Raw genomic sequence first — 25,796 nt, forward strand, 5'->3', positions numbered from 1 at the left:
ACCCCCACCGGTGGCCGGGCCCGGCTCCCGGCCCCCGGCGCTCGCCCCGCATCCGTCCCGCCTCCACCGGTTCGCGGGCCGCAGGCCATACTGGGGGCATGGCCTTGATCAACCCCAGCATCCTGTCCGCGGACTTCGCCCGGCTCGCCGAGGAGGCGAAGGCGGTAGAGGGCGCCGACTGGCTGCACGTCGACGTGATGGACAACCACTTCGTCCCGAATCTCACCCTCGGCGTGCCCGTCGTCGAGTCGCTGGGCAAGGCGACGGACACCCCCCTCGATCTGCATCTGATGATCGAGGACCCGGACCGCTGGGCGCCGCAGTACATCGAGGCGGGGGCCGGTTCGGTCACCTTTCACGTGGAGGCGGCGGCCGCGCCCGTGCGGCTGGCGCGGGAGATCCGGGCCAAGGGGGCGCGGGCCTCGATGGCGCTGAAGCCGGCCACGCCCATCGAGCCGTACGAGGACCTGCTGCCCGAGCTCGACATGCTGCTGATCATGACCGTGGAGCCCGGCTTCGGCGGCCAGGCGTTCCTGGACATCATGCTGCCCAAGATCCGTCGGACCCGTGAGCTGATCTCCCGGCACGGCCTGGAGATGTGGCTGCAGGTCGACGGCGGGGTCTCGGCGACCACCATCGAGCGCTGTGCGGAGGCGGGCGCCGACGTCTTCGTGGCAGGCTCGGCGGTGTACAGCGCGGACGACCCGGCGAAGGCGGTCCGGGATCTGCGGGAGAAGGCGGAAACGGCGACCGCGGCGGCGGGCTGGGGCTGCGCGCACTGAATTCCCGGAAACGGGGGCGGGCGGCCCGCCGCCGCAAGCCACGGGGGCTTTCCGTGGTGCGGCCGTGCCGCCTCTTGTCCGTGGCGCCACCGAGCGTTCACGTGGGTCGGGGCGGTCATGGTCCCCGTTGCCCCCGGGTTTCTGAAAGGATGAGCAAAGACTCGATCAGATGCGCAAAAGGGGAGAATTTCGTGGTAGCCAGCCGCCCACAGTCCGGAATGGGCCCTGCCGAGCTGGTGCAGGCTGCGGCCATGGCCCGCCGTTTTTATCTTGAGGGAAAGTCGAAGATCCAGATCGCGGAGGAATTCGGCGTCAGCCGGTTCAAGGTCGCGCGGGTGCTGGAGACGGCACTGGAACGCGATCTCGTGCGGATCGAGATCCGGGTGCCCTCCGAATTGGACGCCGAGCGCTCCGACGCCCTGCGGGCCCGCTACGGCCTGCGGCACGCGGTGGTCGTCGAGTCACCCGCGGACGCTCCCCCCGCCTTCGGGGGTCAGACCCCGCCCGATGACGCCGCCGACCCGGAGAACCTCGGCGAAGTGGCCGCCGATCTGCTCGGTGAGCTGGTCAACGAGGGCGATGTGCTCGGGCTGGCCTGGGGCCGGTCGACGATCCACATGGCGGCGGCCCTGCACCGCCTCCCGCCCTGCACGGTCGTGCAGTTGACCGGTGTCTACGACGCGGGTACCGCCGACCGCGGTTCGGTCGAGGCGGTGCGCCGCGCGGCCGATGTCTCCGGTGGCGAGGCGCACCCGATCTACGCACCGATGCTGCTGCCCGATTCGGCAACCGCCGAGGCGCTGCGCCGGCAGACCGGGATCGCCCGCGCCTTCGAGTACTTCGACAAGGTCACCGTCGCCTGCGTCTCCATCGGTTCCTGGGAGCCGGGCGTCTCGACCGTCTACGACATGCTCTCGGAGCAGGAGCGGGAGCACTACGCCTCGCTGGGTGCGGCGGCCGAGATGTCGGCGCACCTCTTCGACGCCGAGGGGCGGCGGATCGGCCGGGACCTCGGCGAGCGGTGCATCACGGTCGAGGCGGACCGGCTGCGCCGTATCCCGGAGGTCGTCGCCATCGCCGGCGGCCGGCGCAAGGCCGACGCGATCGGCGCGGTGCTGCGCTCCGGACTGGTGACGAGCCTGGTCACGGACACCGCCGCCGCCGACCACCTGCTGCTGGAGACCGGCCCCGGGCCGCGCCCCGCGCTCGACCGCGCGGATCCTGACGGGGCGTGATCCGCGCCGCGGCGTGCCGCCGCGGGCGAGCGCGGTAGCCGCTGCCGGACGGCCCGGCCCCACCCCGGTGCGGTCACCGGCGAGCGGCCCGCGCGGGCCTGTGACAGCATCGGCGCCATGGTGATCCGCTCCGCCGTGCCCCGCGCCGCCGCGCTGCTCGGTGCGCTGCTCGCCGGGCTGCTCCTCGTCCTGACCGGGTGTGCCACGAGCGGTGCCGGCAACGGGAGTTCGCAGGGATCGCCGGGAGCCACGGCCACCGTCACGGCCGCCGCCGGTTCGCCGGGCGCCACCAAGACACCGGCATGGGCCCAGGGCATGCGGGTCGTCACCGTCGCCCAGCTGCCCTCCCGGGCGCGGGACACCCTCCGGATCATCGACGCCGGCGGGCCCTTCCCGTACCGGCAGGACGGGACCGTCTTCGGCAACCGCGAGCGGTTGCTGCCCCGCCAGCCGCGCGGTCACTACCACGAGTACACCGTCCCCACGCCCGGCTCGCCGGACCGCGGTGCCCGCCGGATCGTCACCGGCGAGAGCCATGAGACGTACTACACCGACGACCATTACCGGACCTTCAAGGCGGTGCTCCGATGACGGGTTCTGTGCCCCGGCCGCTCGCGGCGGTGCTCGACGGCAGTACGCCTCCCGGAGTGCTGCCCTGGCCCGCGGAGCGCTCGGTCGCGGAGGCGCTGGCGGCCGCGCGGGACGCCGGCTGGACGGGGACCGCACTGGACCTGGACGGGGTCGCGGACAAGTCCGCGTTCATGGACCGGTGCGCCCGCGCGCTGCGGCTGCCGGACTGGTTCGGGCGCAACTGGGACGCGCTCGCCGACTGCCTGACCGATCTGTCCTGGTGTCCCGCCGGCCGCGGCCGGCTGCTGGTCGTGACGGCCTGGCAGGGCTATGCCGCCGCGGCCCCGGAGGACTGGAGCGTCATCGAGGGCATCCTGGCGGACGCGGTGGGGTACTGGCGGGACACGGACACCGGCCTTGCCGTGATCATGGTCAGGTGCCGGGCCCGGCAGGGGGCTTAGCCGCGGGGCGCCCAGCGGCGGGCCGCGCCTGACCTGCCACGTTCCCGCGGACGGTCGTGCCGCGGGGGCCGGGAGGCGCGCGGAGCACCCGGCCGGCCTGGCGGCGCCATCCGTCGCGGGGCCCTTTGGGGGATCGCACACACGACTGGCAAATACCTCAGACAATCACATGAGCCCTGGTCAGGGCCCGTATCCTGGCCATATGCGATTCCTGAATCCGAAGAACGGCGCGCTCGAAGAGAGTTCTTCGGTGCCGTACGACCTGACCTACGACGATGTGTTCATGGTGCCCGGCCGCTCAGCCGTGGGCTCCCGCCAGGGGGTGGATCTGTCCTCCCACGACGGGACCGGCACCACCATTCCGCTCGTGGTCGCCAACATGACGGCGATCGCCGGCCGCCGGATGGCCGAGACCGTGGCCCGCCGTGGCGGCCTGGTCGTCATCCCGCAGGACATTCCGCTCGATGTCGTCACCGACGTCGTGACCTGGGTCAAGCGCCGGCATCTGGTCCTGGACACGCCGATCGTGCTGTCTCCGGTCTCGACCGTCGCCGACGCCCTGGCGCTGCTGCCCAAGCGGGCGCACGGCGCGGGCATCGTCGTCGAGGGCGGCCGCCCCGTCGGTGTGGTCACCGAGCACGATCTGGCCGGGGTGGACCGCTTCACCCAGGTCGCCGAGGTCATGTCCAGGGACCTGCTGGTCCTGGACGCGGACATCGACCCGCGGGAGGCCTTCAACCGCCTCGACGCCGCCAACCGCAAGCTCGCGCCCGCGGTGGACGCCGACGGCATGCTGATCGGCATCCTCACCCGCAAGGGCGCGCTCCGCGCCACCCTGTACACCCCCGCCACGGACGCCAACGGCAAGCTGCGGATCGCGGCCGCCGTCGGCATCAACGGCGATGTCGCCGGGCGGGCCAAGTCGCTGCTGGACGCCGGCGTGGACACGCTCGTCGTGGACACCGCGCACGGCCACCAGGAGTCGATGATCAGCGCGATCAAGGCGGTCCGCGGGCTGGATCCGCAGGTCCCGATCGTGGCGGGCAACATCGTCGCGGCCGAGGGCGTCCGCGATCTGATCGAGGCCGGCGCGGACATCATCAAGGTCGGCGTCGGACCGGGTGCGATGTGCACCACCCGCATGATGACCGGTGTCGGCCGGCCGCAGTTCTCCGCGGTGCTGGAGTGCGCCGCCGAGGCCAAGAAGTACGGCAAGCACGTCTGGGCCGACGGCGGGGTGCGCCACCCCCGCGATGTCGCGATGGCGCTGGCCGCCGGTGCGTCCAACGTCATGATCGGCTCCTGGTTCGCCGGCACCCTGGAGTCGCCCGGCGACCTCCAGCACACCGCCGAGGGCCGGCCGTACAAGGAGAGCTTCGGGATGGCCTCCGCGCGTGCGGTGCGCAGCCGCACCAGCGAGGAGTCGGCCTACGACCGGGCCCGCAAGGGACTCTTCGAGGAGGGCATCTCCACCTCCCGGATGTTCATCGACCAGGCGCGTCCCGGCGTCGAGGACCAGATCGACTCGATCATCGCGGGTCTCCGCAGCTCCTGCACCTACGCGGGCGCCGCCTCCCTGGCGGAGTTCGCCGAGAAGGCCGTGATCGGCGTGCAGAGCGCCGCCGGCTACGCCGAGGGCAAGCCGCTCCACGACAGTTGGAGCTGACCGCCGAGGAGCCGTAAAGGGCTCCGCGCGCCGTTCACCGGCCCCGCACCGACCCGGTGCGGGGCCGGTGGCGTATCCGGAAGCATCGGACCCGGTTCGAGGCCCATCCGGAGGCGGCCGTTACGATCTCACCCTGGCGCGCAACGAACCATCGTCCGCCGCGCCGGTGCGCAACGATCATCCGTGGTTACGCAAGGAACCTGCATTACGGCAGGTCAGCGGCGGCCCGTAAGGTCATGCGCTGTACGTGGAGTGGCGGGGACCGTCTGCTCGGCGGTCTCCTGCTGCGGTGTGCTTCGGCATGCCCTTCTCCCGACCGCTGCCGGTCGCCGTCATCCGTACGTCATCGATCGGCAGCGAATAAGGAGCCACTTCAGTGTTGGAGCACGGCGCAGCCCCGCCCGCAGGGGCCGGCGACCCCCTACCCCCCTCTCCCGGAGGACTCGGCACCCGGCTGATGCGGCGCAAGCCCGTCGAGCGGCTGGTCGCCGAGGGCGGCAAGGGGCAGGGGGGAGAGCTCCGCCGCTCCATGGGCATGTGGCAGCTGACCATGATCAGCATCGGTGCCACGCTCGGCACCGGCATCTTCGTCGTCCTCGGCGAGGCCGTCCCGGACGCCGGGCCCGCGGTCATCCTCTCCTTCGTCATCGCCGGGATCACCGCCCTGTTCTCCGCGCTGTCCTACGCGGAGCTGGCCGGCTCCATCCCGGTCTCCGGATCCTCCTACTCCTACGCCTACGCCACCCTCGGCGAGCTGATCGCCTGGGTCTGCGGCTGGTGCCTGATCCTGGAGTACGGCGTCTCGGTCGCGGCCGTCGCCGTGGGCTGGGGCCAGTACCTGAACGAGCTCCTCGACGGGGTCTTCGGCTTCACCATCCCCGACGCGCTGTCCCAGCCGCCCGGCGACGGTGGCATCTTCAACCTGCCGGCGCTCGTGGTCGTGCTGCTGGCGATGGTCTTCCTGCTGGGCGGGGCCAAGGAGAGCGCCCGGGCCAACACGATCATGGTCGCCGTCAAGATCGTCGCACTTCTGCTGTTCTGCGGCGTCGCGCTGCAGGGCGTGCGCTCGGGCAACTACGCGAACTTCATGCCGATGGGTATGGCGGGCGTCAGCGCCGCCGGCGCGACCCTGTTCTTCTCGTACATCGGCTTCGATGCCGCCTCCACCGCGGGCGAGGAGGCCAAGAACCCGCAGCGCGACCTGCCGCGCGCGATCATGCTCTCGCTGGTGATCGTCACCGCGCTGTACTGCCTGGTCGCGGCCATCGCCGTGGGCGCCATGCCCTGGCAGAAGTTCGAGGGCTCGGAGGCCGCGCTGGCCGGGATCATGAAGTCGGTCACCGGACAGAGCTTCTGGGCGGTGCTGCTCGCCCTCGGCGCGGTGGTCGCCATCGCCAGCGTCGTGCTGACCGTGCTCTACGGCCAGACCCGCATCCTCTTCGCGATGTCCCGGGACGGGCTGGTGCCGAAGGTGTTCTCCAAGGTGCACCCCAAGAGCGGGGCGCCGCGCGCCAACACCCTGATCGTGTCGCTGTTCTGCGGGGTGCTCGCCGCGGCGGTGCCGCTGGGTCAGCTGGCCGACGCCACCAGCATCGGCACCCTGTTCGCCTTCGCGCTGGTCAACGTCGCGGTGATCGTGCTGCGCCGCACCCGGCCGGACATGCCGCGCAGCTTCCGTACCCCGCTCTCGCCGCTCTTCCCGGCGATCGGCTTCCTGCTGTGCCTCTACATGATGGGCAGCCTCGACGTCGTGACCTGGGTCGTCTTCGGTGCCTGGATGGCCGTGGGCCTTGTGGTCTACTTCGGATACGGCATGCGCCGCTCCCGATTGGCCACCGCAGAGAAGTGATCCACCCGCAGTGCGACTGAACGATCTCGACGAACGCATCGTCCACGCCCTCGCCGAGGACGCCCGCCGCAGCTACGCCGACATCGGCCAGGAGGTCGGGTTGTCCGCGCCGGCCGTCAAGCGCCGGGTGGACCGGCTGCGGGCGGACGGCGCGATCACCGGCTTCACCGTACGGGTGGACCCGGCCGCGCTCGGCTGGGAGACCGAAGGGGTCATCGAGCTCTACTGCCGCCGGAACACCTCGCCCGAGGCGATCCACCGCGGCCTGTCGCGCTACCCGGAAGTGGCGTCCGCCTCCACCGTGACCGGTGAGGCGGACGCCATCGTCCAGGTCTTCGCCGCCGACATGCGGCATTTCGAGCGGGTGCTGGAGCGGATCGCCGGCGAACCGTTCGTGGAGCGGACCAAGTCCGTGCTGGTCCTCTCGCCGCTGCTGCGGCGGTACGGGTCGGGGGCGCCGCGCTGATCCGGCCCCTGGGGGCCGCGCCGCCGGCCGGACAGCGCCCTCGTGTGCGGTGTCCGTGCCGGCGGGCCCGCTCCCTCCGGCACCCGTGAGGTCACCTACGGGCCCGGCCGCCGGCCCGCGCCCCGGTACGCAGACCGGTCACCACGGCAATGCCCACCACCAGCACCACTCCTGCCGCTATCCGGTAGCCCAGCTCCATGGCGCCGGTGAACGCGGCGGCCGCCCCGGCGCCGTGCCCGGTACCCGAGGCGATGCGCACGGACAGCACGGTGCCCACCACGGCGATGCCCAGCGCCGCCCCCAACTCCCGTGCCGCGCCCTGGAGTCCGGAGCCCATCCCGGAGCGGCGCGCCGGTACGGACGTCACGATCGCATGCGACAGGGTCGGCATCGCCAGCCCCGCACCGGCCGACATCACCAGAAGGAACACCAGGTAGCGGGGGTAGGGAGTGTGGGCGTTGGCGGTGGAGAGCAGCAGCAGACCGACCGCGATCAGCACCAGGCCGGCACCGGCCGTCCGGGCCTCGCCGGCCCGCTCGGCCCCGCGTATGCCGAACTTCGTGACCGCCATCATCCCGAGGGCCAGCGGCACGATCGCACCGCCCGTCTGAAGCGGTGAGTACCCCTTCACGTACTGCAGGAACTGCGCATTGACGTAGAAGAGCGCGAACATCCCGAAGAAGGTGACGGCGATGCCGATGCTGCCGGCGCGCAGCCGCGGCAGCCGGAACAGCCGGGGGTCCAGCACCGGGTGCGCAGCACGCAGACCGTGCCGGACGAACACCGCGAACACCACCAGCGCCAGCGCGAAGGCACCCGTCACCGGCGCCGAGAACCAGCCCCTGCCCGGGCCTTCGATGATGCCGAAGAGCAGCGCCGCCGCACCGAGGACCAGCAGCGCCGAGCCCGGCAGATCGAGCGCCGCGGTCTGCCGGGGAACCCGGGGCGCGGCCGTCGAGACCCAGCACAGCAGGCCCAGGGCGAGCGGGACGTAGACCCAGAACAGCCCCTGCCAGGGCAGGTGCTGCACGATCAGTCCGCCGCCCGCGTTGCCGGCCAGGCCGCCGGCCCCGATCGCCGTGCTCCAGGCGGCGACCGCCCCGGCTCTGCGGTCGGGCGGGGAGGCGTGCAGCAGTACGGACATGGTCGCCGGGACCAGCAGCGCGGCGCCCGCGCCGGCGACGGCACGGCCCGCCAGCAGGACCGGCAGCTCCGTGGCCAGGGCACACAGCAGTGCGCCCGCGCCGAACACGCCCAGCCCGGTCAGGAGGATGCCCTTGCGGCCGAACCGGTCGCCGAGCGCCCCGGCCGGGATCAGCAGGCCGGCGAAGACCAGTACATAGATGTCGACGATCCACAGCATCTGGGCGGGGGAGGGGTGCAGCCCGCTCGTGGTGATCTTGGGTACGGCCAGATTCATCGCGGCCACCAGCGACTGCGCCACCAGGACACAGGCGCACATCGCGGCCGTCACCGAACGCCGCCCGGCGCGGGCACCAGCGGCAGCGGGAGCGGCAGGAGGCGAGGGAGTGGGAGGGGAAGCGGTCGAGGTCATGGCCGGGACGTTAGAGTCCCGTTGAGTTGACCTCAAATGCAAGGTGTGCACTCCATGATTGCGCGAAACGCAAACATCGACCTCAACCTGCTGACGGCGCTGGATGCCCTGCTCGAAGAACAGAGCGTGACCGCGGCCGCCGACCGGCTCGGGCTCTCCGGACCGGCCATGAGCCGGGCACTCGGCCGGATCCGCCGCACGACCGGCGACCCGGTGCTGGTCCGGGCCGGCCGCCACATGGTGCCCACGCCGCGTGCCCTGGAGATCAGGGCAGAGGTGCGCCGGCTGGTGGAGGCGGCCCACGGTGTACTGGCCCCGTCCGCGCCGGCCGACCCGGCCGCGCTGGCCCGCGTGTTCACCCTCCACGCCAACGACCTCGTCGTCACAGCTCTGGGCCCCGGCCTGCTCTCCCGCGCCGCGGAGCAGGCGCCGCAGGTCGTGCTGCGCTTCCTCGGCGAGAGCTCCGTCGATGTGCCGCTGCTGCGGGACGGCTCAGCGGACCTCGAACTCGGGGTCATCGACAGCGTGGAGCCGGAGATCCGCAGGGAGGAGCTGTTCATCGACCACAGCGTCGCGGTGCTGCGCGAGGGCCACCCGCTGACCACCGGAAAGCTCACCGCGCGCCGCTTCGCCGACGCGCTGCACCTCAACTTCTCCCGCCGCGGCCGGCTGACCGGTCCGGTCGACGCGGCGCTCGCCGAACTCGGGCTGCGGCGCAGGGTGATCGCCACCGTCCCGACCTTCGCCGCCTCGCTGATGATGGTCCAGGACAGCGATGCGGTCGGCCTGGCCAATGCGCGGGCCGCGGCCTCGACCGTCCGCCGCCTGGGACTGCGCACCCTGCCGATCCCGCTCGACCTGCCGACGATGACCATGGAGATGGCCTGGCATCCGCGTCAGGACGCCGACGCCGGGCACCGCTGGCTGCGCGGGCTGGTGCGCGAGACGGTGCGCGAGGCCCTGCGGGAGCTGCCGGCCGGCGGGGCCTGAGCGCCGCGGCCGGGCGGCCTCCCCGTGAGGGACCGGCCGGTCGGGCGACCTGCTGCCGTGGCCGGCTGCGTCAGGACGCAACGAATCACCGCAGCCTCCCGTGAACACGCAATGAATCGTCCAGCAGCGCGCAACGGTGGCGCCTTGTCCCGCCTCACCGGCGGCCCGTACCGTCAATGCGTCCACCCGCACCACCTCGCCGAGGGATCCCATGACGTCGCTGCACACCGCCCTGCTCCAGAGTTCGGGACGGCCCGGCGACGTCGCGCACAACCTGCGGATCCTCGACGACGCGGCCCGTACGGCGGCCGCGACCGGCGCCGGACTGCTCGCCTGCCCGGAACTCTTCCTGACCGGCTACGCCATCGGCGACGGGGTCCACCGCCTCGCCGAGACCGCCGACGGCGACAGCGCCCGGGCCATCGCCGAGATCGCCGCCGCACACGGCATCGCGGTGCTCTACGGCTACCCCGAGCGCGCCGGCCGGGAGGAGCCCGACAGCGCCGCGGTCTACAACTCCGCGCAGCTCATCGGCCCCGAGGGCGAGCGCCTCGCGAACTACCGCAAGACCCATCTCTTCGGCTGCTTCGAGCGGGAGTGGTTCACCCCGGGTGAGCAGGCCGTCGTCCAGGCCGAGCTGGGCGGCCTCCGGATCGGCGTCATGATCTGCTACGACGTGGAGTTCCCGGAGAACGTCCGGGCCCACGCGCTGGCCGGCACCGATCTGCTGCTGGTGCCCACCGCGCAGATGCACCCCTTCCAGTTCGTCGCCGAGTCCGTCATCCCGGTCCGCGCCTTCGAGAACCAGATGTATGTGGCGTACGTCAACCGGGTCGGCGCGGAGGGCGCGTTCGAGTTCGTCGGCCTCAGCTGCCTGGCCGGCCCCGACGGTGTCGTACGCACCCGCGCCGGCCGCACCGAACAGCTGGTGCGGGCCGAGGTCGACCCCGCCTTCCTGAAGGAATCCCGGGTGGCCAACCCGTATCTGCACGACCGGCGGCCGGAGCTGTACGGCCCGCTGACCTGACCCACCCGATCCCCCCTCCCCTCGTTCTGCTGCTTCCCCCTGCCCCGCCGCGGGCCGGTCCCGCCGGCCCGTACTGCCCTGCCTGCTGTGCCCTGTCTGCAAGGAGTCCGTCCCCGATGACGTCCACGGTGCCCACCGCCGCCCACCACGCGGATGCCCAGCCCCCGATCACCATGTTCGGCCCGGACTTCCCGTACGCCTATGACGATTTCCTCGCCCACCCGGCGGGCCTGGGCCAGGTCCCCGCGACCGAGCACGGGAAGGAGGTCGCGGTCATCGGCGGCGGCCTCTCGGGCATCATCACCGCCTATGAGCTGATGAAGATGGGCCTTCGGCCCGTCGTCTACGAGGCCGACCAAATAGGCGGGCGGCTGCGCACCGTCGGCTTCGAGGGCACCCCGTCCGAAGCAGCGGGCCTGACCGCCGAGATGGGCGCGATGCGCTTCCCGCCGTCCTCGACGGCGCTCCAGCACTACATCGACCTGGTGGGCCTGACGACCAAGCCGTTCCCCAACCCGCTGGCGCCGGACACCCCCTCGACCGTCGTCGACCTCAAGGGCGAGTCCCACTACGCGCGTACGGTCGAGGACCTCCCCGAGGTCTACCACCAGGTCATGGACGCCTGGAACGCCTGCCTGGAAGAGGGCGCCGACTTCTCCGACATGAACCAGGCGATCCGCGAGCGCGACGTCCCGCGCATCCGCGAGATCTGGTCCCGGCTCGTCGAGAAGCTCGACAACCAGACCTTCTACGGCTACCTCTGCGACTCGACGGCCTTCCGGTCCTTCCGCCACCGGGAGATCTTCGGCCAGGTCGGCTTCGGCACCGGCGGCTGGGACACCGACTTCCCCAACTCCATCCTGGAGATCCTTCGGGTCGTCTACACCGAGGCGGACGACCACCACCGCGGCATCGTCGGCGGCAGCCAGCAGCTGCCGCTGCTTCTGTGGGAGCGCGAGCCGCAGAAGATCGTGCACTGGGCGCCGGGCACCTCGCTGTCGTCGCTGCACGACGGCGCGCCCCGGCCCGCGGTGACCCGCCTGAACCGCACCGCCGGCAACCGCGTCACCGTCACCGACGCCGACGGTGACATCCGCACCTACGAGGCCGCCGTCTTCACCGCGCAGTCCTGGATGCTGCTGAGCAAGATCGCTTGCGACGACTCGCTGTTCCCCATCGACCACTGGACGGCGATGGAGCGCACCCACTACATGGAGTCCAGCAAGCTCTTCGTCCCCGTCGACCGGCCGTTCTGGCTCGACAAGGACGAGGACACCGGACGGGACGTCATGTCGATGACGCTGACCGACCGGATGACCCGCGGTACCTACCTGCTCGACAACGGCCCGGACGAACCCGCCGTCATCTGCCTCTCCTACACCTGGTGCGACGACAGCCTCAAGTGGCTGCCGCTGGAGGCGAACGAGCGGATGGAGGTCATGCTGAAGTCGCTCTCGGAGATCTATCCGAAGGTCGACATCCGCAAGCACATCATCGGCAACCCGGTCACCGTGTCCTGGGAGAACGAGCCGTACTTCATGGGCGCCTTCAAGGCGAACCTGCCCGGCCACTACCGCTACCAGCGGCGCCTGTTCACGCACTTCATGCAGGACCGGCTCCCCGAGGACAAGCGGGGCCTGTTCCTCGCGGGCGACGACATCTCCTGGACCGCGGGCTGGGCCGAGGGCGCGGTGCAGACCGCACTCAACGCGGTGTGGGGCGTCATGCACCACTTCGGCGGCACGACGGACGCCACGAACCCGGGCCCGGGCGATGTGTACGACGAGATCGCGCCGGTGGAGCTGCCGGAGGACTAGGCGGAGTTGACCGGGCCGTTCCTGTCCGTCGGCAGGAACGGCCCGTACCGGGGCGTCGGGTCGGGGTGACGGGAGGGGCGGCCCCGGCGGCGGCGCGGGATCAGCCGGGCAGCGGGGTCAGCAGCATCCGTCCGACCAGGCCCACCCCGGCGTCGAGGCGTTCGATGAGTTCCTCGGTGACATCCGGCAGCCGGCGGACGCTCCACAGCGCGCGGGCCGCCACCCAGGCGCCGTCCCTGGCCTTGTCCAGGCTCCACGATCCGACCAGATGCGTCAGCGGATCGGCGACGTCCAGCACGTCGGGGCCGGGCATCAGCCGCTCGCGGATCCGCTCCTCCAGGCTCGTCAGCACCCCGCCGACCCGCTCGAAGTCGGTCTCCAGCGCGGCCGGTTCGCACTCCAGCGCCCGGCAGGTGTCCAGCACCGCCAGTGCCAGGTCGTGGCCGATGTGGGCGTTGATCCCGGCCAGCGCGAACTGCAGCGGATGCACGCCCGGGTGCCGGCGCAGCTGGAAGAGGGGACGCCAGCAGGCCGGCGGCCGCAGTCCGGCGGTCGCGGCGTCCACCGCGGCGAAGTACCGCCGCGCAAAGCAGCGGTCCAGCTCGCCCGCGGCCGTCGGGTCCTGGAACGTACCGTCCCCGATACGCCCCGCCACCGCCTCGGTGACGGCCAGATAGACCCCGTTGAAGACGGCCACACCGTCCTCGGCGGGCAGCGCCGCGGCCAGCGCCCGCATCCGGGCCAGCACCTCCGCCAGCTCCGCGGCGGCCGCGGTTTCCGCGCCGGTGGGAGGCCGTGCGGTCGGCCCTTCGGCCGGGTCCGGCCGTCGGTGGACATCAGGGTGCGGGGCAGAGTGCCGAGTCGTCGTCATCCACTCAGCGTGACACCGCGGTGACGGATCTCGCGGGACGGCGGAGGCCGTTGACCGATACGGGGTAACGAACGGCGCGCCCTCTTGTGGAACGGTGCGCCTGACCCGGCGCGGCCATCGAACGGCGCGGCTGCCGTACGGCGCGGCCACGGCACGGCACGGCTGCCGAACCCCGCATCCCCCAGGCCACTCGCCGACTGCGCCCCGGCTTCGGTTTGTCCCCACGCAGCCGTTCGACTATGAATCACCTCGGCTCTGTGACCTGCAGGGCGTCGCAGAGTGGAGAGTGAAGATGGCCGGCTTCGGGTGGAAACTTCATGGGGACGGGCGGCATCTGCAGCCCGGCGAGGTGGTCAAGCCCCAAGAGCGCCTGACGTGGGGGCGGACGATCGCGCTCGGCGCCCAGCATGTGGTGTCGATGATCGGGGCATGTTTCGTCGCCCCCGTGCTCATGGGGCTGGATCCCAGTCTTGCCCTGATGGCGTCGGGTGTCGCCACCGCACTGTTCTTGGTGATGACCCGCGGACGCATCCCCAGCTACTTGGGCTCCTCGCTCTCCTTCGTGGGCGTCTCCGCCGTGATCGCGGGCCAGGGCGGTGACGCCGGCACGCTGACGGGGGCGATGCTCGTGGTGGGCGCCTGCTTGGCCGGCTGCGGCCTTGCCATCCATGTCGTCGGGGCCGGTGTGGTCCACGCCGTGCTCCCGCCGACGGTGACCGGCGCGGTCGTGATGCTGATCGGCTTCAACCTCGCCCCCGTTACGGCGTCCACGTACTGGCCCCAGGATCAGTGGACGGCCCTGGCGACGATGCTGTTCACCGGACTCGCGCTCGTCGTGCTCCGGGGCTTCTGGTCGCGGATCGCCATCTTCTTGGGCCTGGTCTTCGGCTATGCGCTGTCCTGGATTCTGGACCGAACCGCGGGGAAAATTCATTCGGTCAATGGTGCGGGCAAGCTCACCGACCACTGGCGCATCGACTTCTCCGGCGTCGAAAAGGCCGACTGGATAGGCCTTCCCACCTTTCACGCGCCGAATTTCTCCGCCTCCGCGGTTCTCGTCGCGCTGCCGGTCCTGGTCGCGCTGATCGCGGAGAATGCCGGACACATCAAGGCGGTCTCCGCAATGACCGGCGATCCCCTGGACGACAAGATGGGCATGGCCCTCGTCGCCGATGGCACGGCAACTGTCCTGTCGACCGCGGTGGGTGGCCCCGCCACCACGACCTACGCCGAGAACATCGGCGTCATGGCGGCCACCAGGGTCTACTCCACCGCGGCCTATTGGGCGGCGGCCGGCTTCGCCCTGCTCTTCGGCCTGTGTCCGAAGTTCGGCGCGGTGGTGGCGGCGATCCCGGGCGGGGTGCTGGGCGGTATCACCGTCATCCTGTACGGCATGATCGGCCTGCTGGGAGCCCAGATCTGGGTCCGGAACAAGGTGGATTTCTCGGTTCCGCTGAACCTCATTCCGGCGGCGGCCGGGATCATCATCGCCATTGGCGGCGTCTCGCTGAAGCTCACCGAGAATTTCGAGCTGAGCGGCATCGCGCTGGGCACGCTCACCGTACTCACCGGCTACCACTCCCTGCGGTGGCTCTCCAGGGTGACGGGCCGGCCACACCCGCCACTCCTCGACGCCGGGACCGGGGAGGACAAGGAGCCGACGGACGGGGAGGGTTGAGGCACGCAGGTGTCCGGGTGCGAGGGCTCGACGGGCGGTGACCGGCGGAGGGCCCGGACGGCCCGGTGCCCTCGGCGCCCGCATGCCGCGCGTCGATCATCGCCCCGGCGGACGAAGCGTCCTAAGCATCCGCTTACGATGGCTCGGGCAGGTGGCTCACACGAGTACCACCTGCCCCACAGCACCCACAGCACCCACAGCACCCACAGCACCCACCGCACCGCCCGTTCCGCTGCGCCTCCGCTTCCACCGCGCCGGCCGGCGCATCACCTCCCCAGGAGCATCACCCGTGAGCGTCGAATCCCTCCAGGCCCCCACCGTCCCGTACGGCGAACTGGTCCCCGTCACCGTCCACTTCGACGACCTCGACGCGCTCGGCATGCTCCACAACTCCCGCTACCCGCTGCTGGCGGAGCGCGCCTGGGCGGAGTACTGGCACGGCCGGGGCTTCCGCTTCGACGGTGACTGGGCCGCCGCGGGGGACATGTGCAACGTCATCAAGGAGATGCGCGTCTCCTACGAGCGCCCGATCACCCGGCCCGGCCGGTACGCGGCGCATCTGTGGGTGGAACGCCTCGGCCGCACCGGCCTCACCTACGGCTTCCGGCTCTGCTCGGCCGACGGCGCCGAGACCTACGCCCAGGGCCACCGGGTCCTCGTTCGGGTCGACGCCCGGACACTGCGCCCCACCCCGTGGTCCGACCGTGCCCGGGCGGTCGCCGCGGACCTGCTCCGGCCGGCCACCGCGGAGGCGGAGGCGGAGGCGGAGACGGACGTGGCGGCGGACGCGGCCTGAGCCGTTCGCCACCGGCCGGCTCCGCTGTCGATGCGGCGCCGCGCTCGCCGACAGGGAGGCCGCTCAGGACGAACTGTTCGCCCCCGCGGACCGATCCGCCGCGCCGCCCGTCCGCGCCGCGAGGAACTCGGCATAGGTCCGCCGCCCGTCGGCGTGTTGCGGTGTGAGGTTCTCGCCACGCCGCAGTGCCGCACCCGTCGCGCCCGGCAGCCACAGAGGCACCAGCAGCCGGCGCCGCCCGCCCGCCCACAGCGTCGTCCGCACCAGGTCCCGGGCGTCCAGCACCTCCGGACCGCCCAGGTCGCTGACCCGGCCCGCCGGTTCGCCGACCGCCAAATCGGCCAGCCGGGCGGCCACTTCGTGCACCTCGACCGGCTGTACCCGTACGCCCGTCGGCACCGGCAGCACCGGCGAGCGGGCGCCCGCCTTGATCACCCCGAGCACCAGATCGTGGAACTGCGTCGTCCGCAGCACCGTCCAGCCGATGCCGGAGTCCTCGATCAGTCGCTCCACGGCCAGCTTGGTGCGGTAGTAGCCGAACGGGATCCGGTCCACCCCGACGATCGAGATGTACACCAGATGTCCGACCCCCGCCGCCTTCGCCGCCTGGACGAGCCGCCCGGCCGCCTCCGTGTCCCCGCCGGCGGGTGACGAGGCGCAGTGCACGATCGCGTCCGCACCCGCCACCGCCTCGGCCAGCCCCGTTCCGTCGCGCAGATCGACCGCGTACGACCGCGGCCGCGGCCGCCCCGTGCCGGTGTGCGGCCGTCTGCTCAGTGACCGGACGTCATGACCGTCGTCGAGCAGCCGGCCGACCAGGGCCCGCCCGAGGGTGCCGGTGCCGCCGGTCACCAGAATTGTCGCCATTGCGCATCAGTCCTTGAAGGAGGGAGGTGAAGGAGAGGGAAGGTGAGAAGGGTGGGGAGGGGTCGTGTGTCGTCCCGTTATGACGGAACACGGGTGCGTTCTGTGACAGGCGGCGCGCCGAGCGTTGTGAGGCAGCCCACAGGGCTTCGCCCGCATGGGCGACGATCGGCCGTGGCAGACTGATGCTGTACTGACATAAGAGCAGCAGCGCACTCCGGGGTCGGTGTAATTCCGAACCGGCGGTTACAGTCCGCGACCCGTCCGCAGCCAGCGGCCGGTTGAGCAGGTGAAATTCCTGCACCGACGGTGAAAGTCCGGATGGGAGGCAGTGCGCGGCGGGCGAGCTTCGGTACACCGCCGTTGGCGGCGCGTCCGGTCGTTTCCGGGCGGGCCTTTTTCCGGCCAGGTGTCCCCGTTGCCGCGTTTCCGCTTTCTGTCGTCCTGACAGCCCCGGAGTCCGTGCCCGATGAGGCAGGAGGACCCGGTGGCCACCCCAGCCCCCGTTGAGACCGCGGCGATGCGCCGGGCCATCGAGCTCGCCGCGCGCGGCCTCGGGCACACCAGCCCCAACCCCGTGGTCGGCTGCGTCGTCCTGGACTCCGAGGGCCGTACGGCGGGCGAGGGCTGGCACCGCCGGGCCGGCGGGCCGCACGCCGAGATCCACGCACTGCGCGCCGCGGGGGAGCGGGCCCGGGGCGGCACCGCCCTGGTCACCCTCGAACCCTGCAACCACACCGGCCGTACCGGCCCCTGCGCCCGGGCGCTGATCGACGCCGGGGTCACCCGCGTCGTCTACGCCGTCGCCGACCCCGACCCGAGGGCCACCGGCGGCGCCCTGACCCTGGCCGAGGCCGGCGTCGACGTCGAGGGCGGACTGCTCGCCGACGAGGCCGCCGCCGGCAACGAGGCCTGGCTGACCTCGGTCCTGCGCCGCCGCCCCTTCGTGCTGTGGAAGTACGCCGCCACCCTCGACGGCCGGGTCGCCGCCGCGGACGGCACCAGTCGCTGGATCACCTCGCCCGAGTCGCGCGCCGATGTGCACCGGCTGCGGGCCGCCGCGGACGCCGTGATCGTCGGCTCCGGTACCGCCCGCGCCGACGACCCGCAGCTCGGCGCGCGGCTCGGCGGGCTCGTCGACGACGAGATCAGCCAGCCGCTGCGGGTCGTCGTCGACTCCGGTGCCACCGCCGTCAAGGCCGGCGCCCGCGTCCTGGACGGCACCGCGCCCACCCTCATCGCGGTCGCCGAGGACGCCGACGCCGGACACCTCGAAGGCCTCGCCCCGCTCGTGCGGCTGCCGCGCGCCGCCGACGGCCGCGGACTGCACCTCCCCGCTCTGCTCCAGGCCCTGTACGAGCGCGACGTGCGCTCCGTACTGCTCGAAGGCGGGCCCACGCTCGCCGGGGCCTTCCTCGCCGCCCAGGTCGTCGACAAGGTCGTCGGCTATCTCGCACCGGTGCTGCTCGGCGCCGGACCGGCCGTCCTCGGCGACGCCGGAATCACCACCATCGCCCAGGCGTTGCGGCTCGACGTGACCGGAATCGAACGGCTCGGACCCGATCTGCGGGTCACCGCCACGCCCGTCCGCCACGCCCTGAACGAGGAGAACAACTGACGTGTTCACCGGAATTGTCGAAGAGCTGGGCGAAGTCGTCGCCATCGAGGACCTCGGTGACGCTTCCCGGTTCCGACTGCGCGGCCCGCTCGTCACCGAGGACGCCAAGCACGGCGACTCGATCGCCGTCAACGGCGTCTGTCTGACCGTCGTGGACACCGCCGACGGTGAATTCACCGCCGATGTGATGGCCGAGACGCTGCACCGCTCCAGCCTCGGCGCGCTGGCCGCCGGCTCGCGGGTCAACCTGGAGCGGCCGATGGCGCTCGGCGGACGGCTCGGCGGTCACCTCGTCCAGGGCCATGTCGACGGCACCGGCACCCTCGTCGAGCGCATCCCCGGCGAACACTGGGAGATCGTCAAGATCGCGCTGCCGGCCGCACTGTCCCGTTACGTCGTCGAGAAGGGTTCCATCACCGTCGACGGCGTGAGCCTGACCGTCGTCGACGCCGCGGACGACTTCTTCACCATCAGCCTCATCCCCACCACCCTCGCCCTGACCACCCTGGGGCTCAAGAAGGCCGGCGACCCCGTCAACCTGGAGGTCGACGTCCTGGCCAAGTACGTCGAGCGCCTGCTGGGCCGCGGCGCCGTGGCGGGCGCGGAGCTCAGGGACCTCGACGAGATCAAGGAGATGGACCGGTGAGCGTCCTCGACGCGCTGAACGGCGAGGTCTTCACCGCCTTCGGCCAGCACGTCATCTGGTCGGACATGATCGGCAACACCATCGGTCTGGCCGCCCTGGCGCTCGGCTGGCGGCGCTCGATCTGGACCTGGCCCGCCCAGTTCCTCTCCGGCGTCATCCTCGTCGCCGCCTACGCCTCCGCCCACCTCAGCGGCGGCGTCGGCAAGCAACTCCTGGTCATCGGGGTGGCGTTGTGGGGCTGGCGGCAGTGGCAGCGCGGCCGGCAGCAGGCGCAGGACGGCTCCATCGCCGTACGCTTCGCCGGCCGCCGCGAGCGCGTGCTGCTCGTCGCCGGCACCGCCCTGGGCACCGCGGCCGTCGGCGGCCTGTTCACCCTGTACCCGCAGCTGTCCTGGAACCCCTGGCCGGACGCCTACATCTTCGTCGGCACGCTCGCCGCGATGGTCGCCCAGGCCCGTGGCCTGGTCGAGTTCTGGTTCGCCTGGCTGCTGGTCGATGTCGTCGGCGTCCCGCTCGCCTTCAGCAGCGGCCTCGCCTTCTCCGGCCTCGTCTACGTCGTCTATCTCGCCCTCGTCGTGTGGGGCATGCGCGACTGGTGGCTGCGCTCGCGCGCCGTCGCCGATCGCACCGTCCTGGAAGGAGCAGCGGCATGACCGCCCTCAAGAGCTGGTACGACGCCGAGGACGCCGAGGCACTGGCGCTCGACCCCGTCGAGCAGGCCATCGCCGACATCGCCGCCGGCCGCCCCGTGGTCGTCGTGGACGACGAGAACCGCGAGAACGAGGGCGACCTCGTCGTCGCCGCGGAGAAGGCCACCCCCGAGATCGTCGCCTTCATGATGAGCGAGTGCCGCGGACTGATCTGCGCCCCCATGGAGGGCCCGGAGCTGGACCGGCTGGAGCTCCCGCAGATGGTCGAGCACAACACCGAGTCGATGCGGACCGCCTTCACCGTCTCCGTCGACGCCACCGCCGCGCACGGCGTGACCACCGGCATCTCCGCCGCCGACCGCGCCACCACCCTGCGGCTGCTGGCCGCCGGCGAGTCCGTGGCCGGCGACTTCGTCCGGCCCGGCCACATCTTCCCGCTGCGCGCCCGACCCGGCGGGGTGCTGGTCCGCAACGGCCACACCGAGGCCGGCGTCGACCTCGCCCGGCTGGCCGGTCTGCGCCCGGCCGCCGCCATCGTGGAGATCGCGGGAGAGGACGGCACGATGCTGCGGCTCCCCGAGCTGGTGCCGTTCGCCCGCAAGCACGGTCTGTCGATCATCTCCATCGAGGACCTGATCGCCTACCGGCAGTCGTCCGAGCCCACCGTCCGCCGCGAGGCCACCACCCGGCTGCCCACCGCCCACGGCGAGTTCACCGCCCACGGCTACCGCTCCACCGTCGACGGCGTCGAGCACATCGCGCTGGTCGCGGGCGATCTCGGCGAGGGCGAGGACGTCTTGGTCAGGGTCCACTCCGAGTGCCTGACCGGCGACGTCTTCCACTCGCTGCGCTGCGACTGCGGCCCCCAGCTGGAGGCCTCGCTCCAGCGGGTCAGCGAGGCCGGCCGCGGCGTGGTGATCTACCTCCGCGGCCACGAGGGGCGCGGCATCGGGCTGCTGTCCAAGCTGCGCGCCTACGAGCTCCAGGAGCGTGGCCGCGACACCCTCGACGCCAACCTCGAACTGGGGCTGCCCGCCGACGCCCGCGACTACGCGGCGGGCGCGCAGATCCTCCAGGACCTCGGGGTGCGCTCGCTGCGCCTGCTGACCAACAACCCCGACAAGACCGCCGCCCTGGTGCGGCACGGCCTGCACGTCACCGGCCGCGAGCCGATGCCCGTCCGGGCCGGTGAGCACAATCTGCGGTATCTGCGCACCAAGCGGGACCGGATGGGGCACGACCTGCCCTGGCTGGAGCCCGGCGCGAGCACCGGCTCCCCCGGAGCGCCCGACACCGCGGCGACCACCTGCGACAACCAGTAGCCACCCGGCACGACGACAGCACCACCCACCCCCATCACCCGTACGAGGAGAACCGTGAGCGGCAAGGGCGCACCCGAACTGACCGTGAAGAACTGTGGCGACCTGCGGGTGGCCGTCATCGCGGCGCAATGGCACGAGCAGGTGATGGACGGGCTCGTCGACGGCGCGCTGCGGGCGCTGAACGATCTGGGCATCAGCGAGCCGACGGTGCTGCGGGTCCCCGGGACCTTCGAGCTGCCGGTGGCCGCCAAGGTCCTCGCGGACCGCGGCTATGACGCGGTGGTCGCCCTCGGCGTGGTCATCCGCGGTGGCACTCCGCACTTCGACTACGTGTGCCAGGGCGTCACCCAGGGCCTGACCCAGGTCAGCGTCGATACCGGCGTTCCCGTCGGCTTCGGTGTGCTGACCTGCGACAACGAGGAGCAGGCCATGGACCGTGCGGGCCTTGAGGGCTCGCACGAGGACAAGGGCCACGAGGCGGTCACCGCCGCCGTCGCCACCGCCGTCACCCTCCGCTCGGTATCCGAGCCCTGGCACTGACAGGGCAGGGCGACCGCGTAGGGTGGTGACCATCATGTCCAAGAAGACGTTCGAGGAGCTCTTCGCCGAGCTCCAGCAGAAGGCCGCCACGGGCGACCCCGCCACCTCCCGGACCGCCGAGCTGGTGCAGGCCGGCGTCCATACGATCGGCAAGAAGGTCGTCGAGGAGGCCGCCGAGGTGTGGATGGCCGCCGAGTACGAATCCGACGAGGCCGCCGCCGAGGAGATCTCCCAGCTCCTCTACCACCTCCAGGTCATGATGGTCGCCAGGGGCATCTCCCTCGACGACGTCTACGCCCACCTCTGATCCAGCTCCCCGCTCCTCCCAACACCCTTAGCCGTAAAGGAACTCGCTCTCATGCTGCGCATCGCTGTCCCCAACAAGGGTTCACTGTCCGAGCCTGCGTCGGCGATGCTCCATGAGGCCGGCTACCGCCAGCGCAAGGACCGCAGGGAGTTGGTCCTGGTCGATGCCGAGAACGAGGTCGAGTTCTTCTTCCTGCGGCCGCGTGACATCGCCGTCTACGTCGGCTCCGGCAAGCTCGACATCGGCATCACCGGCCGTGACCTGCTGCTGGACTCCGGCTCGCCGGCCGAGGAGATCCTCCAGCTCGGCTTCGCCGGGTCGACGTTCCGTTACGCCACCCGCCCGGGTACCGCCAAGGACGTCTCCGAGTTCGGCGGCATGACCATCGCCACCTCGTTCTCCGGTCTGGTCCGCCGGCACCTCGCCGACAACGGCGTGGACGCCTCCGTCGTCCACCTCGACGGTGCCGTGGAGACCGCCATCCAGCTCGGCGTCGCCGAGATCATCGCGGATGTCGTGGAGACCGGCACCACCCTGCGCAACGCCGGCCTGGAGATCATCGGCGAGCCGATCCTGGAGTCCGAGGCCGTGGTCATCCGCGGCACCGGCGCCCCGGACGACGACCCGAAGGTGCGCCAGTTCCTGCGCCGCATGCAGGGCGTCCTGGTGGCCCGCCGGTACGTGATGATGGATTACGACATCCGCGTGGAGCACGTCGAGAAGGCCGTCGGCCTCACCCCCGGCCTGGAGTCGCCGACCGTCTCCCCGCTGCACCACGAGGGCTGGGTCGCGGTCCGCTCGATGGTTCCGTCCAAGGACGCCCAGCGCATCATGGACGAGCTCTACGAACTCGGCGCCCGCGCGATCCTGACCACCGGCATCCACGCCTGCCGGCTGTGACCCGCCGTCACTGATCACCCGTACGCCCGCCTCACCCACGACGGAAGACCCACGACGTGTCCGCGCCCCTGACCGGCCTCCCGGTGACCTTCCGGCCGACCCGCACCCGGGCCGTCCTGTACACCGTCGGCATCGCCCAACTGGTCGCCCTCACGGCGATCGCGCTGGCGCTGCCGAAGCTGACCGGCGGCGAGCGGCTCAGCTTCGTGCTCACCGGACTGCTGGTGCTGGCCGTCCTCCTGCTGCTCAGCCGCCCCAAGGTGGTGGCGCGGCAGGAGGGTGTCACGGTCGTCAACCTCACCACCAAGCGTGAGCTGGCCTGGGCCGAGATCGTGCGGGTCAATCTCCGGGCCGGCGACCCCTGGGTCCATCTCGACCTCGCCGACGGCACCAGCCTGCCCGCCATGGGAATCCAGCCGGGCATCGCCAGGGAGCGGGCCATCCGCGACGCCCGTGCGCTGCGCGACCTCACCGAGAAGCACGGTGCGCTCGGCCACACGGCCGGGTGACCCTGCCCTAATCGGGGTCCCGCTGTTTACTCTGTTCTCCGGGGCGCAGCACGCGCCCTGCCCCTACGTGGGCTCACCGCGACCCGAGGAGTGACTCCCTCCGGCAATGGACGGATCGTCCTGTAGTACCTGCGCCGCCCCTCCCCAACCCCCGCACACCACGGAGGAGGCGGCATGACCGGCCCGCTGCTGCTGCTCGCCGCGGCCCTCGTCCTGATCCTGGCCAACGGATTCTTCGTCGCCGCCGAGTTCGGACTCGTCACCGTCGAGAAGGCCGATGCCGAACGCGCCGCGAGCGACGGCGACCGCCGCGCCCGCACCGTCGTCTCCGCCCTGCGGGAACTCTCCTTCCAGCTGTCCGGCACCCAACTGGGCATCACGATCACCTCTTTGGTGGTCGGCATGCTCGCCGAGCCCGCGCTGGCCCAGCTGCTGGCCGGGCCGCTGCTCGCCACCGGCCTGCCGAAGGCCGCGGTCCCCGGCATCGCCGTCGTCCTCGGCATGCTGCTGGCATCCGGCGTCCAGATGGTCATCGGCGAGCTGGTGCCGAAGAACTGGGCGGTGTCCAAGCCGCTGCCCGTCGCCCGGGTCGTCGCCGGTCCGCAGCGGGCCTTCTCCCGCTTCTTCCGTCCGGTGATCACCCTGCTGAACACGGTCGCCAACCGCCTGGTGCGCGCCCTGGGCGTGGAGCCGACCGACGAGCTGGCCTCCGCCCGCACCCCCGGCGAACTGGTCTCCCTCGCCCGGCACTCCGCCCGCGCGGGCGCGATCGAGCAGGACACCGCGGACCTGTTCGTCCGCACCCTCTCGCTGGGCGATCTGACGGCGGAGAACGTCATGACGCCCCGGGTGCGGGTGAGCGCCCTCCAGGCGTCCGCGACCGCCGAGGACGTGGTGAACCTCACCCGCGCCACCGGACTCTCCCGTTTCCCCGTCTACCGCACCCGCCTCGACGAGGTCGTCGGCATGGTGCACCTCAAGGACGCCCTGGCCGTCCCGGCGCACGACCGGCTGCGCATACCGGCCGGCCGGATCGCGGTGCCGCCGCTGCTGGTGCCCGAGACGCTCCCGGTGCAGCCGCTGCTGGAGCGGTTGCGCAGCGAACAGCCGATCGCGGTGGTCGTCGACGAGTACGGCGGCACGGCCGGCGTGGTCACCCTGGAGGACATCATCGAGGAGCTCGTCGGGGAGGTCCGCGACGAGCACGACCGGGTGGACCTGCCCGAACTCGGCCAGGCCCCGCCGGAGGAGGGCCGCCCCGCCTGGGACGCCGACGGCGGTTGCCGGGTGGACACCCTGCGGCGGATCGGCCTGGACGCCCCGGAAGGACCGTACGAAACGGTGGCAGGACTGGTGGCGCACATACTCGGCCGGATCCCGGCCCCGGGCGATACCGCGGAACTCGACGGCTGGCGGCTGCGGGTGCGGCTGGTGTCGCACCACCGCGCCGAGCGGATAAGGATCGTACGGACCGCGACCGTCACGCTGCCCGCCGCCCCCGAGGCGCCCCGCGAGCCCGTCGCCGTCGGCGTGGAGGTGGCCCGATGACGCTGGCCCAGCTGTTCTTCGCGATCCTGCTCGTGCTCGCCAACGGCTTCTTCGTCGGCGCCGAATTCGCACTGGTCTCGGTACGCCGCAGCCAGATCGAACCGCTGGCGACCGAGGGCTCCACCCGTGCCCGGCAGGTGCTGCACGGCCTGGAGAACCTTCCGCAGATGATGGCCGCCGCCCAGTTCGGCATCACTGTCTGCTCCCTGACGCTCGGCGCGGTCGCCGAGCCGACCGTCGCCCATCTCCTGGAGCCGCTCTTCGCGGCGGTCCGTCTTCCGGCGGCGCTGGTCCACCCACTCGGCTATGTCATCGCCCTGGCCCTGGTGGTCTTCCTCCACCTGGTCATCGGCGAGATGGTCCCCAAGAACCTGGCGATGGCGGCGCCCGAGCGGACCGCCCTGTGGTTCAGCCCGGGGCTCGTCGCCTTCGCCCGGCTGTGCCGCCCGGTCACCACGCTCCTCGGCGCCTGCGCCCGCGGCGTACTGCGGATCTTCCGGGTGGAGCCGAAGGACGAGGTCGAGGCGGTCTTCACCAGCGAGCAGCTGACCCACCTCGTGGAGGACTCGGGCCAGGCGGGGTTGCTCGACCCGGCGGAACAGGAGCAGCTCTCCGACGTCCTGGAGCTCGGCAGCCGCCCCGTCACGGACGTCCTCCTCGACCGGGCGGCCCTGGTCACCGTCGAACCCTCCGTGACCCCCCGTCAGGTGGAGGAGTTGACCGTACGGACCGGCTACTCCCGCTTCCCGGTGTGTGCGGCCGGCGGCGCGTACATGGGCTATCTGCACGTCAAGGACGTCCTCGACCTGGAGGAACGGGACCGCGCGGTGCCCCAGCGGATCTGGCACCCGATGACCACGCTCCGCGCCGAGCTGCCCCTGGACGACGCGCTGACCGCGATGCGCCGGGCCGCGTCCCATCTGGCGGCGGTCGCCGACGCGACCGGCCGGGTGCTCGGCCTGGTCGCGCTGGAGGACGTCCTGGAAATGCTGGTCGGCGAGGTCCGCGACCCGGCCCACCGCCGGGCCCCGGCCGCCCGTGCCGGACGGCGGGGCGCGGGGGAGCGGGTCACCGAACCCCGCGAGGAGGCGTCGCTGCCGGCCGGGAACCGGGCGCTGGCGGGCTGAGC

At 71.9% G+C, this 25,796-nt stretch carries 25 protein-coding genes and 1 riboswitch; of the genes, 22 read left to right on the top strand and 3 right to left on the bottom strand.

What is annotated here, in order from left to right; all coding sequences use genetic code 11:
- Positions 1–98: 98 nt before the first annotated feature.
- The 7 genes from rpe (at position 99) to EST92_RS00640 (ending at position 7,029) form a co-directional block, all read left to right on the top strand.
- Positions 99–782, top strand: a complete 684-nt coding sequence (gene rpe, locus EST92_RS00610) for a ribulose-phosphate 3-epimerase (RefSeq protein WP_129279020.1) — start codon at positions 99–101, stop codon at positions 780–782.
- Positions 783–1,000: 218 nt separating this feature from the next.
- Positions 1,001–2,017, top strand: a complete 1,017-nt coding sequence (locus tag EST92_RS00615; RefSeq protein ID WP_129244989.1) for a sugar-binding domain-containing protein — start codon at positions 1,001–1,003, stop codon at positions 2,015–2,017.
- A 117-nt stretch (positions 2,018–2,134) separates the two neighbouring features.
- Positions 2,135–2,608 carry a ribonuclease domain-containing protein gene (locus EST92_RS00620; RefSeq protein WP_129279021.1) on the top strand — a complete coding sequence of 158 codons (474 nt, stop codon included), beginning with the start codon at positions 2,135–2,137 and terminating at the stop codon, positions 2,606–2,608.
- Complete coding sequence (locus EST92_RS00625; RefSeq protein WP_129279022.1) at positions 2,605–3,048, top strand: barstar family protein; 444 nt, start codon at positions 2,605–2,607, stop codon at positions 3,046–3,048. Before EST92_RS00620 ends, EST92_RS00625 begins: the two co-directional genes overlap by 4 nt.
- 202 nt (positions 3,049–3,250) lie before the next feature.
- Complete coding sequence (locus EST92_RS00630; protein WP_129279023.1) at positions 3,251–4,714, top strand: GuaB1 family IMP dehydrogenase-related protein; 1,464 nt, start codon at positions 3,251–3,253, stop codon at positions 4,712–4,714.
- Positions 4,715–5,171: 457 nt separating this feature from the next.
- Positions 5,172–6,563, top strand: a complete 1,392-nt coding sequence (locus tag EST92_RS00635; RefSeq protein ID WP_174243885.1) for an amino acid permease — start codon at positions 5,172–5,174, stop codon at positions 6,561–6,563.
- 10 nt (positions 6,564–6,573) lie between these two features.
- Positions 6,574–7,029, top strand: a complete 456-nt coding sequence (locus EST92_RS00640; RefSeq protein ID WP_006607431.1) for an Lrp/AsnC family transcriptional regulator — start codon at positions 6,574–6,576, stop codon at positions 7,027–7,029.
- Between the two features lie 91 nt (positions 7,030–7,120).
- On the opposite strand, the gene EST92_RS00645 is transcribed toward EST92_RS00640, so the two are convergent.
- On the bottom strand, positions 7,121–8,584 hold the full coding sequence (locus EST92_RS00645) for an MFS transporter (protein ID WP_129279025.1): 1,464 nt from the start codon (positions 8,582–8,584) through the stop codon (positions 7,121–7,123).
- A gap of 54 nt (positions 8,585–8,638) precedes the next feature.
- On the opposite strand from EST92_RS00645, the gene EST92_RS00650 reads away from it, so the two are divergent.
- From EST92_RS00650 to EST92_RS00660, 3 genes are all read left to right on the top strand, one after another.
- A complete protein-coding gene (locus EST92_RS00650) occupies positions 8,639–9,574 on the top strand; it encodes a LysR family transcriptional regulator (protein WP_129279026.1) in 936 nt (311 codons plus the stop codon).
- 211 nt (positions 9,575–9,785) lie between these two features.
- The gene (locus EST92_RS00655; RefSeq protein WP_129279027.1) at positions 9,786–10,601 is read left to right on the top strand and encodes a carbon-nitrogen hydrolase family protein; all 816 of its coding nucleotides are present in this window, start codon (positions 9,786–9,788) and stop codon (positions 10,599–10,601) included.
- A gap of 116 nt (positions 10,602–10,717) precedes the next feature.
- A complete protein-coding gene (locus EST92_RS00660) occupies positions 10,718–12,418 on the top strand; it encodes an NAD(P)/FAD-dependent oxidoreductase (protein ID WP_129279028.1) in 1,701 nt (566 codons plus the stop codon).
- 100 nt (positions 12,419–12,518) lie between these two features.
- On the opposite strand, the gene EST92_RS00665 is transcribed toward EST92_RS00660, so the two are convergent.
- A complete protein-coding gene (locus EST92_RS00665) occupies positions 12,519–13,175 on the bottom strand; it encodes a DUF5995 family protein (RefSeq protein ID WP_275540836.1) in 657 nt (218 codons plus the stop codon).
- Positions 13,176–13,581: 406 nt separating this feature from the next.
- Between EST92_RS00665 and EST92_RS00670 the strand changes: the two genes are divergently transcribed.
- A complete protein-coding gene (locus EST92_RS00670; RefSeq protein WP_129279029.1) occupies positions 13,582–14,967 on the top strand; it encodes a solute carrier family 23 protein in 1,386 nt (461 codons plus the stop codon).
- Positions 14,968–15,256: 289 nt separating this feature from the next.
- Positions 15,257–15,763 carry a hotdog domain-containing protein gene (locus EST92_RS00675; RefSeq protein ID WP_129279030.1) on the top strand — a complete coding sequence of 169 codons (507 nt, stop codon included), beginning with the start codon at positions 15,257–15,259 and terminating at the stop codon, positions 15,761–15,763.
- Positions 15,764–15,826: 63 nt separating this feature from the next.
- On the opposite strand, the gene EST92_RS00680 is transcribed toward EST92_RS00675, so the two are convergent.
- Positions 15,827–16,630 (bottom strand): NAD(P)H-binding protein, encoded by an 804-nt coding sequence (locus tag EST92_RS00680; RefSeq protein ID WP_129279031.1) that lies wholly within the window; start codon positions 16,628–16,630, stop codon positions 15,827–15,829.
- Positions 16,631–16,835: 205 nt separating this feature from the next.
- Positions 16,836–16,966, top strand: a riboswitch (FMN riboswitch).
- A 130-nt stretch (positions 16,967–17,096) separates the two neighbouring features.
- Between EST92_RS00680 and ribD the strand changes: the two genes are divergently transcribed.
- The 10 genes from ribD (at position 17,097) to EST92_RS00730 (ending at position 25,794) form a co-directional block, all read left to right on the top strand.
- A complete protein-coding gene (gene ribD / locus EST92_RS00685) occupies positions 17,097–18,245 on the top strand; it encodes a bifunctional diaminohydroxyphosphoribosylaminopyrimidine deaminase/5-amino-6-(5-phosphoribosylamino)uracil reductase RibD (RefSeq protein ID WP_129279032.1) in 1,149 nt (382 codons plus the stop codon).
- 1 nt (position 18,246) lies between these two features.
- Positions 18,247–18,891, top strand: coding sequence for a riboflavin synthase (locus EST92_RS00690; protein ID WP_129279033.1), 645 nt, complete (start codon positions 18,247–18,249; stop codon positions 18,889–18,891).
- A complete protein-coding gene (locus EST92_RS00695) occupies positions 18,888–19,544 on the top strand; it encodes a nicotinamide mononucleotide transporter family protein (protein ID WP_129279034.1) in 657 nt (218 codons plus the stop codon). Before EST92_RS00690 ends, EST92_RS00695 begins: the two co-directional genes overlap by 4 nt.
- Positions 19,541–20,863: a bifunctional 3,4-dihydroxy-2-butanone-4-phosphate synthase/GTP cyclohydrolase II gene (locus tag EST92_RS00700; protein ID WP_129279035.1), complete on the top strand. Its 1,323-nt coding sequence runs from the start codon at positions 19,541–19,543 to the stop codon at positions 20,861–20,863. The genes EST92_RS00695 and EST92_RS00700 overlap by 4 nt, the downstream gene beginning before the upstream one ends.
- 54 nt (positions 20,864–20,917) lie before the next feature.
- Positions 20,918–21,403 (top strand): 6,7-dimethyl-8-ribityllumazine synthase, encoded by a 486-nt coding sequence (gene ribH, locus EST92_RS00705; RefSeq protein WP_129279036.1) that lies wholly within the window; start codon positions 20,918–20,920, stop codon positions 21,401–21,403.
- A 34-nt stretch (positions 21,404–21,437) separates the two neighbouring features.
- Positions 21,438–21,710 carry a phosphoribosyl-ATP diphosphatase gene (locus EST92_RS00710; protein ID WP_006607416.1) on the top strand — a complete coding sequence of 91 codons (273 nt, stop codon included), beginning with the start codon at positions 21,438–21,440 and terminating at the stop codon, positions 21,708–21,710.
- 51 nt (positions 21,711–21,761) lie between these two features.
- Complete coding sequence (gene hisG, locus EST92_RS00715; RefSeq protein WP_129279037.1) at positions 21,762–22,610, top strand: ATP phosphoribosyltransferase; 849 nt, start codon at positions 21,762–21,764, stop codon at positions 22,608–22,610.
- A 56-nt stretch (positions 22,611–22,666) separates the two neighbouring features.
- Complete coding sequence (locus EST92_RS00720; RefSeq protein ID WP_129279038.1) at positions 22,667–23,119, top strand: PH domain-containing protein; 453 nt, start codon at positions 22,667–22,669, stop codon at positions 23,117–23,119.
- A 174-nt stretch (positions 23,120–23,293) separates the two neighbouring features.
- Positions 23,294–24,667, top strand: a complete 1,374-nt coding sequence (locus EST92_RS00725) for a hemolysin family protein (protein WP_129279039.1) — start codon at positions 23,294–23,296, stop codon at positions 24,665–24,667.
- Positions 24,664–25,794: a hemolysin family protein gene (locus EST92_RS00730; RefSeq protein WP_129279040.1), complete on the top strand. Its 1,131-nt coding sequence runs from the start codon at positions 24,664–24,666 to the stop codon at positions 25,792–25,794. The genes EST92_RS00725 and EST92_RS00730 overlap by 4 nt, the downstream gene beginning before the upstream one ends.
- Positions 25,795–25,796 lie beyond the last annotated feature (2 nt).

It is taken from the genome of Streptomyces sp. TM32 (assembly GCF_004122755.1).
Taxonomy (GTDB): Bacteria; Actinomycetota; Actinomycetes; order Streptomycetales; family Streptomycetaceae; genus Streptomyces; species Streptomyces sioyaensis.

Coding starts and splice junctions, on each gene's coding strand:
- rpe (WP_129279020.1), top strand. CDS start 99: ATGGCCTTGATCAACCCCAGCATCCTGTCCGCGGACTTCGCCCGGCTC.
- EST92_RS00615 (WP_129244989.1), top strand. CDS start 1,001: ATGGGCCCTGCCGAGCTGGTGCAGGCTGCGGCCATGGCCCGCCGTTTT.
- EST92_RS00620 (WP_129279021.1), top strand. CDS start 2,135: ATGGTGATCCGCTCCGCCGTGCCCCGCGCCGCCGCGCTGCTCGGTGCG.
- EST92_RS00625 (WP_129279022.1), top strand. CDS start 2,605: ATGACGGGTTCTGTGCCCCGGCCGCTCGCGGCGGTGCTCGACGGCAGT.
- EST92_RS00630 (WP_129279023.1), top strand. CDS start 3,251: ATGCGATTCCTGAATCCGAAGAACGGCGCGCTCGAAGAGAGTTCTTCG.
- EST92_RS00635 (WP_174243885.1), top strand. CDS start 5,172: ATGCGGCGCAAGCCCGTCGAGCGGCTGGTCGCCGAGGGCGGCAAGGGG.
- EST92_RS00645 (WP_129279025.1), bottom strand. CDS start 8,584: ATGACCTCGACCGCTTCCCCTCCCACTCCCTCGCCTCCTGCCGCTCCC.
- EST92_RS00650 (WP_129279026.1), top strand. CDS start 8,639: ATGATTGCGCGAAACGCAAACATCGACCTCAACCTGCTGACGGCGCTG.
- EST92_RS00655 (WP_129279027.1), top strand. CDS start 9,786: ATGACGTCGCTGCACACCGCCCTGCTCCAGAGTTCGGGACGGCCCGGC.
- EST92_RS00660 (WP_129279028.1), top strand. CDS start 10,718: ATGACGTCCACGGTGCCCACCGCCGCCCACCACGCGGATGCCCAGCCC.
- EST92_RS00670 (WP_129279029.1), top strand. CDS start 13,582: ATGGCCGGCTTCGGGTGGAAACTTCATGGGGACGGGCGGCATCTGCAG.
- EST92_RS00680 (WP_129279031.1), bottom strand. CDS start 16,630: ATGGCGACAATTCTGGTGACCGGCGGCACCGGCACCCTCGGGCGGGCC.
- ribD (WP_129279032.1), top strand. CDS start 17,097: ATGAGGCAGGAGGACCCGGTGGCCACCCCAGCCCCCGTTGAGACCGCG.
- EST92_RS00700 (WP_129279035.1), top strand. CDS start 19,541: ATGACCGCCCTCAAGAGCTGGTACGACGCCGAGGACGCCGAGGCACTG.
- EST92_RS00710 (WP_006607416.1), top strand. CDS start 21,438: ATGTCCAAGAAGACGTTCGAGGAGCTCTTCGCCGAGCTCCAGCAGAAG.
- hisG (WP_129279037.1), top strand. CDS start 21,762: ATGCTGCGCATCGCTGTCCCCAACAAGGGTTCACTGTCCGAGCCTGCG.
- EST92_RS00725 (WP_129279039.1), top strand. CDS start 23,294: ATGACCGGCCCGCTGCTGCTGCTCGCCGCGGCCCTCGTCCTGATCCTG.
- EST92_RS00730 (WP_129279040.1), top strand. CDS start 24,664: ATGACGCTGGCCCAGCTGTTCTTCGCGATCCTGCTCGTGCTCGCCAAC.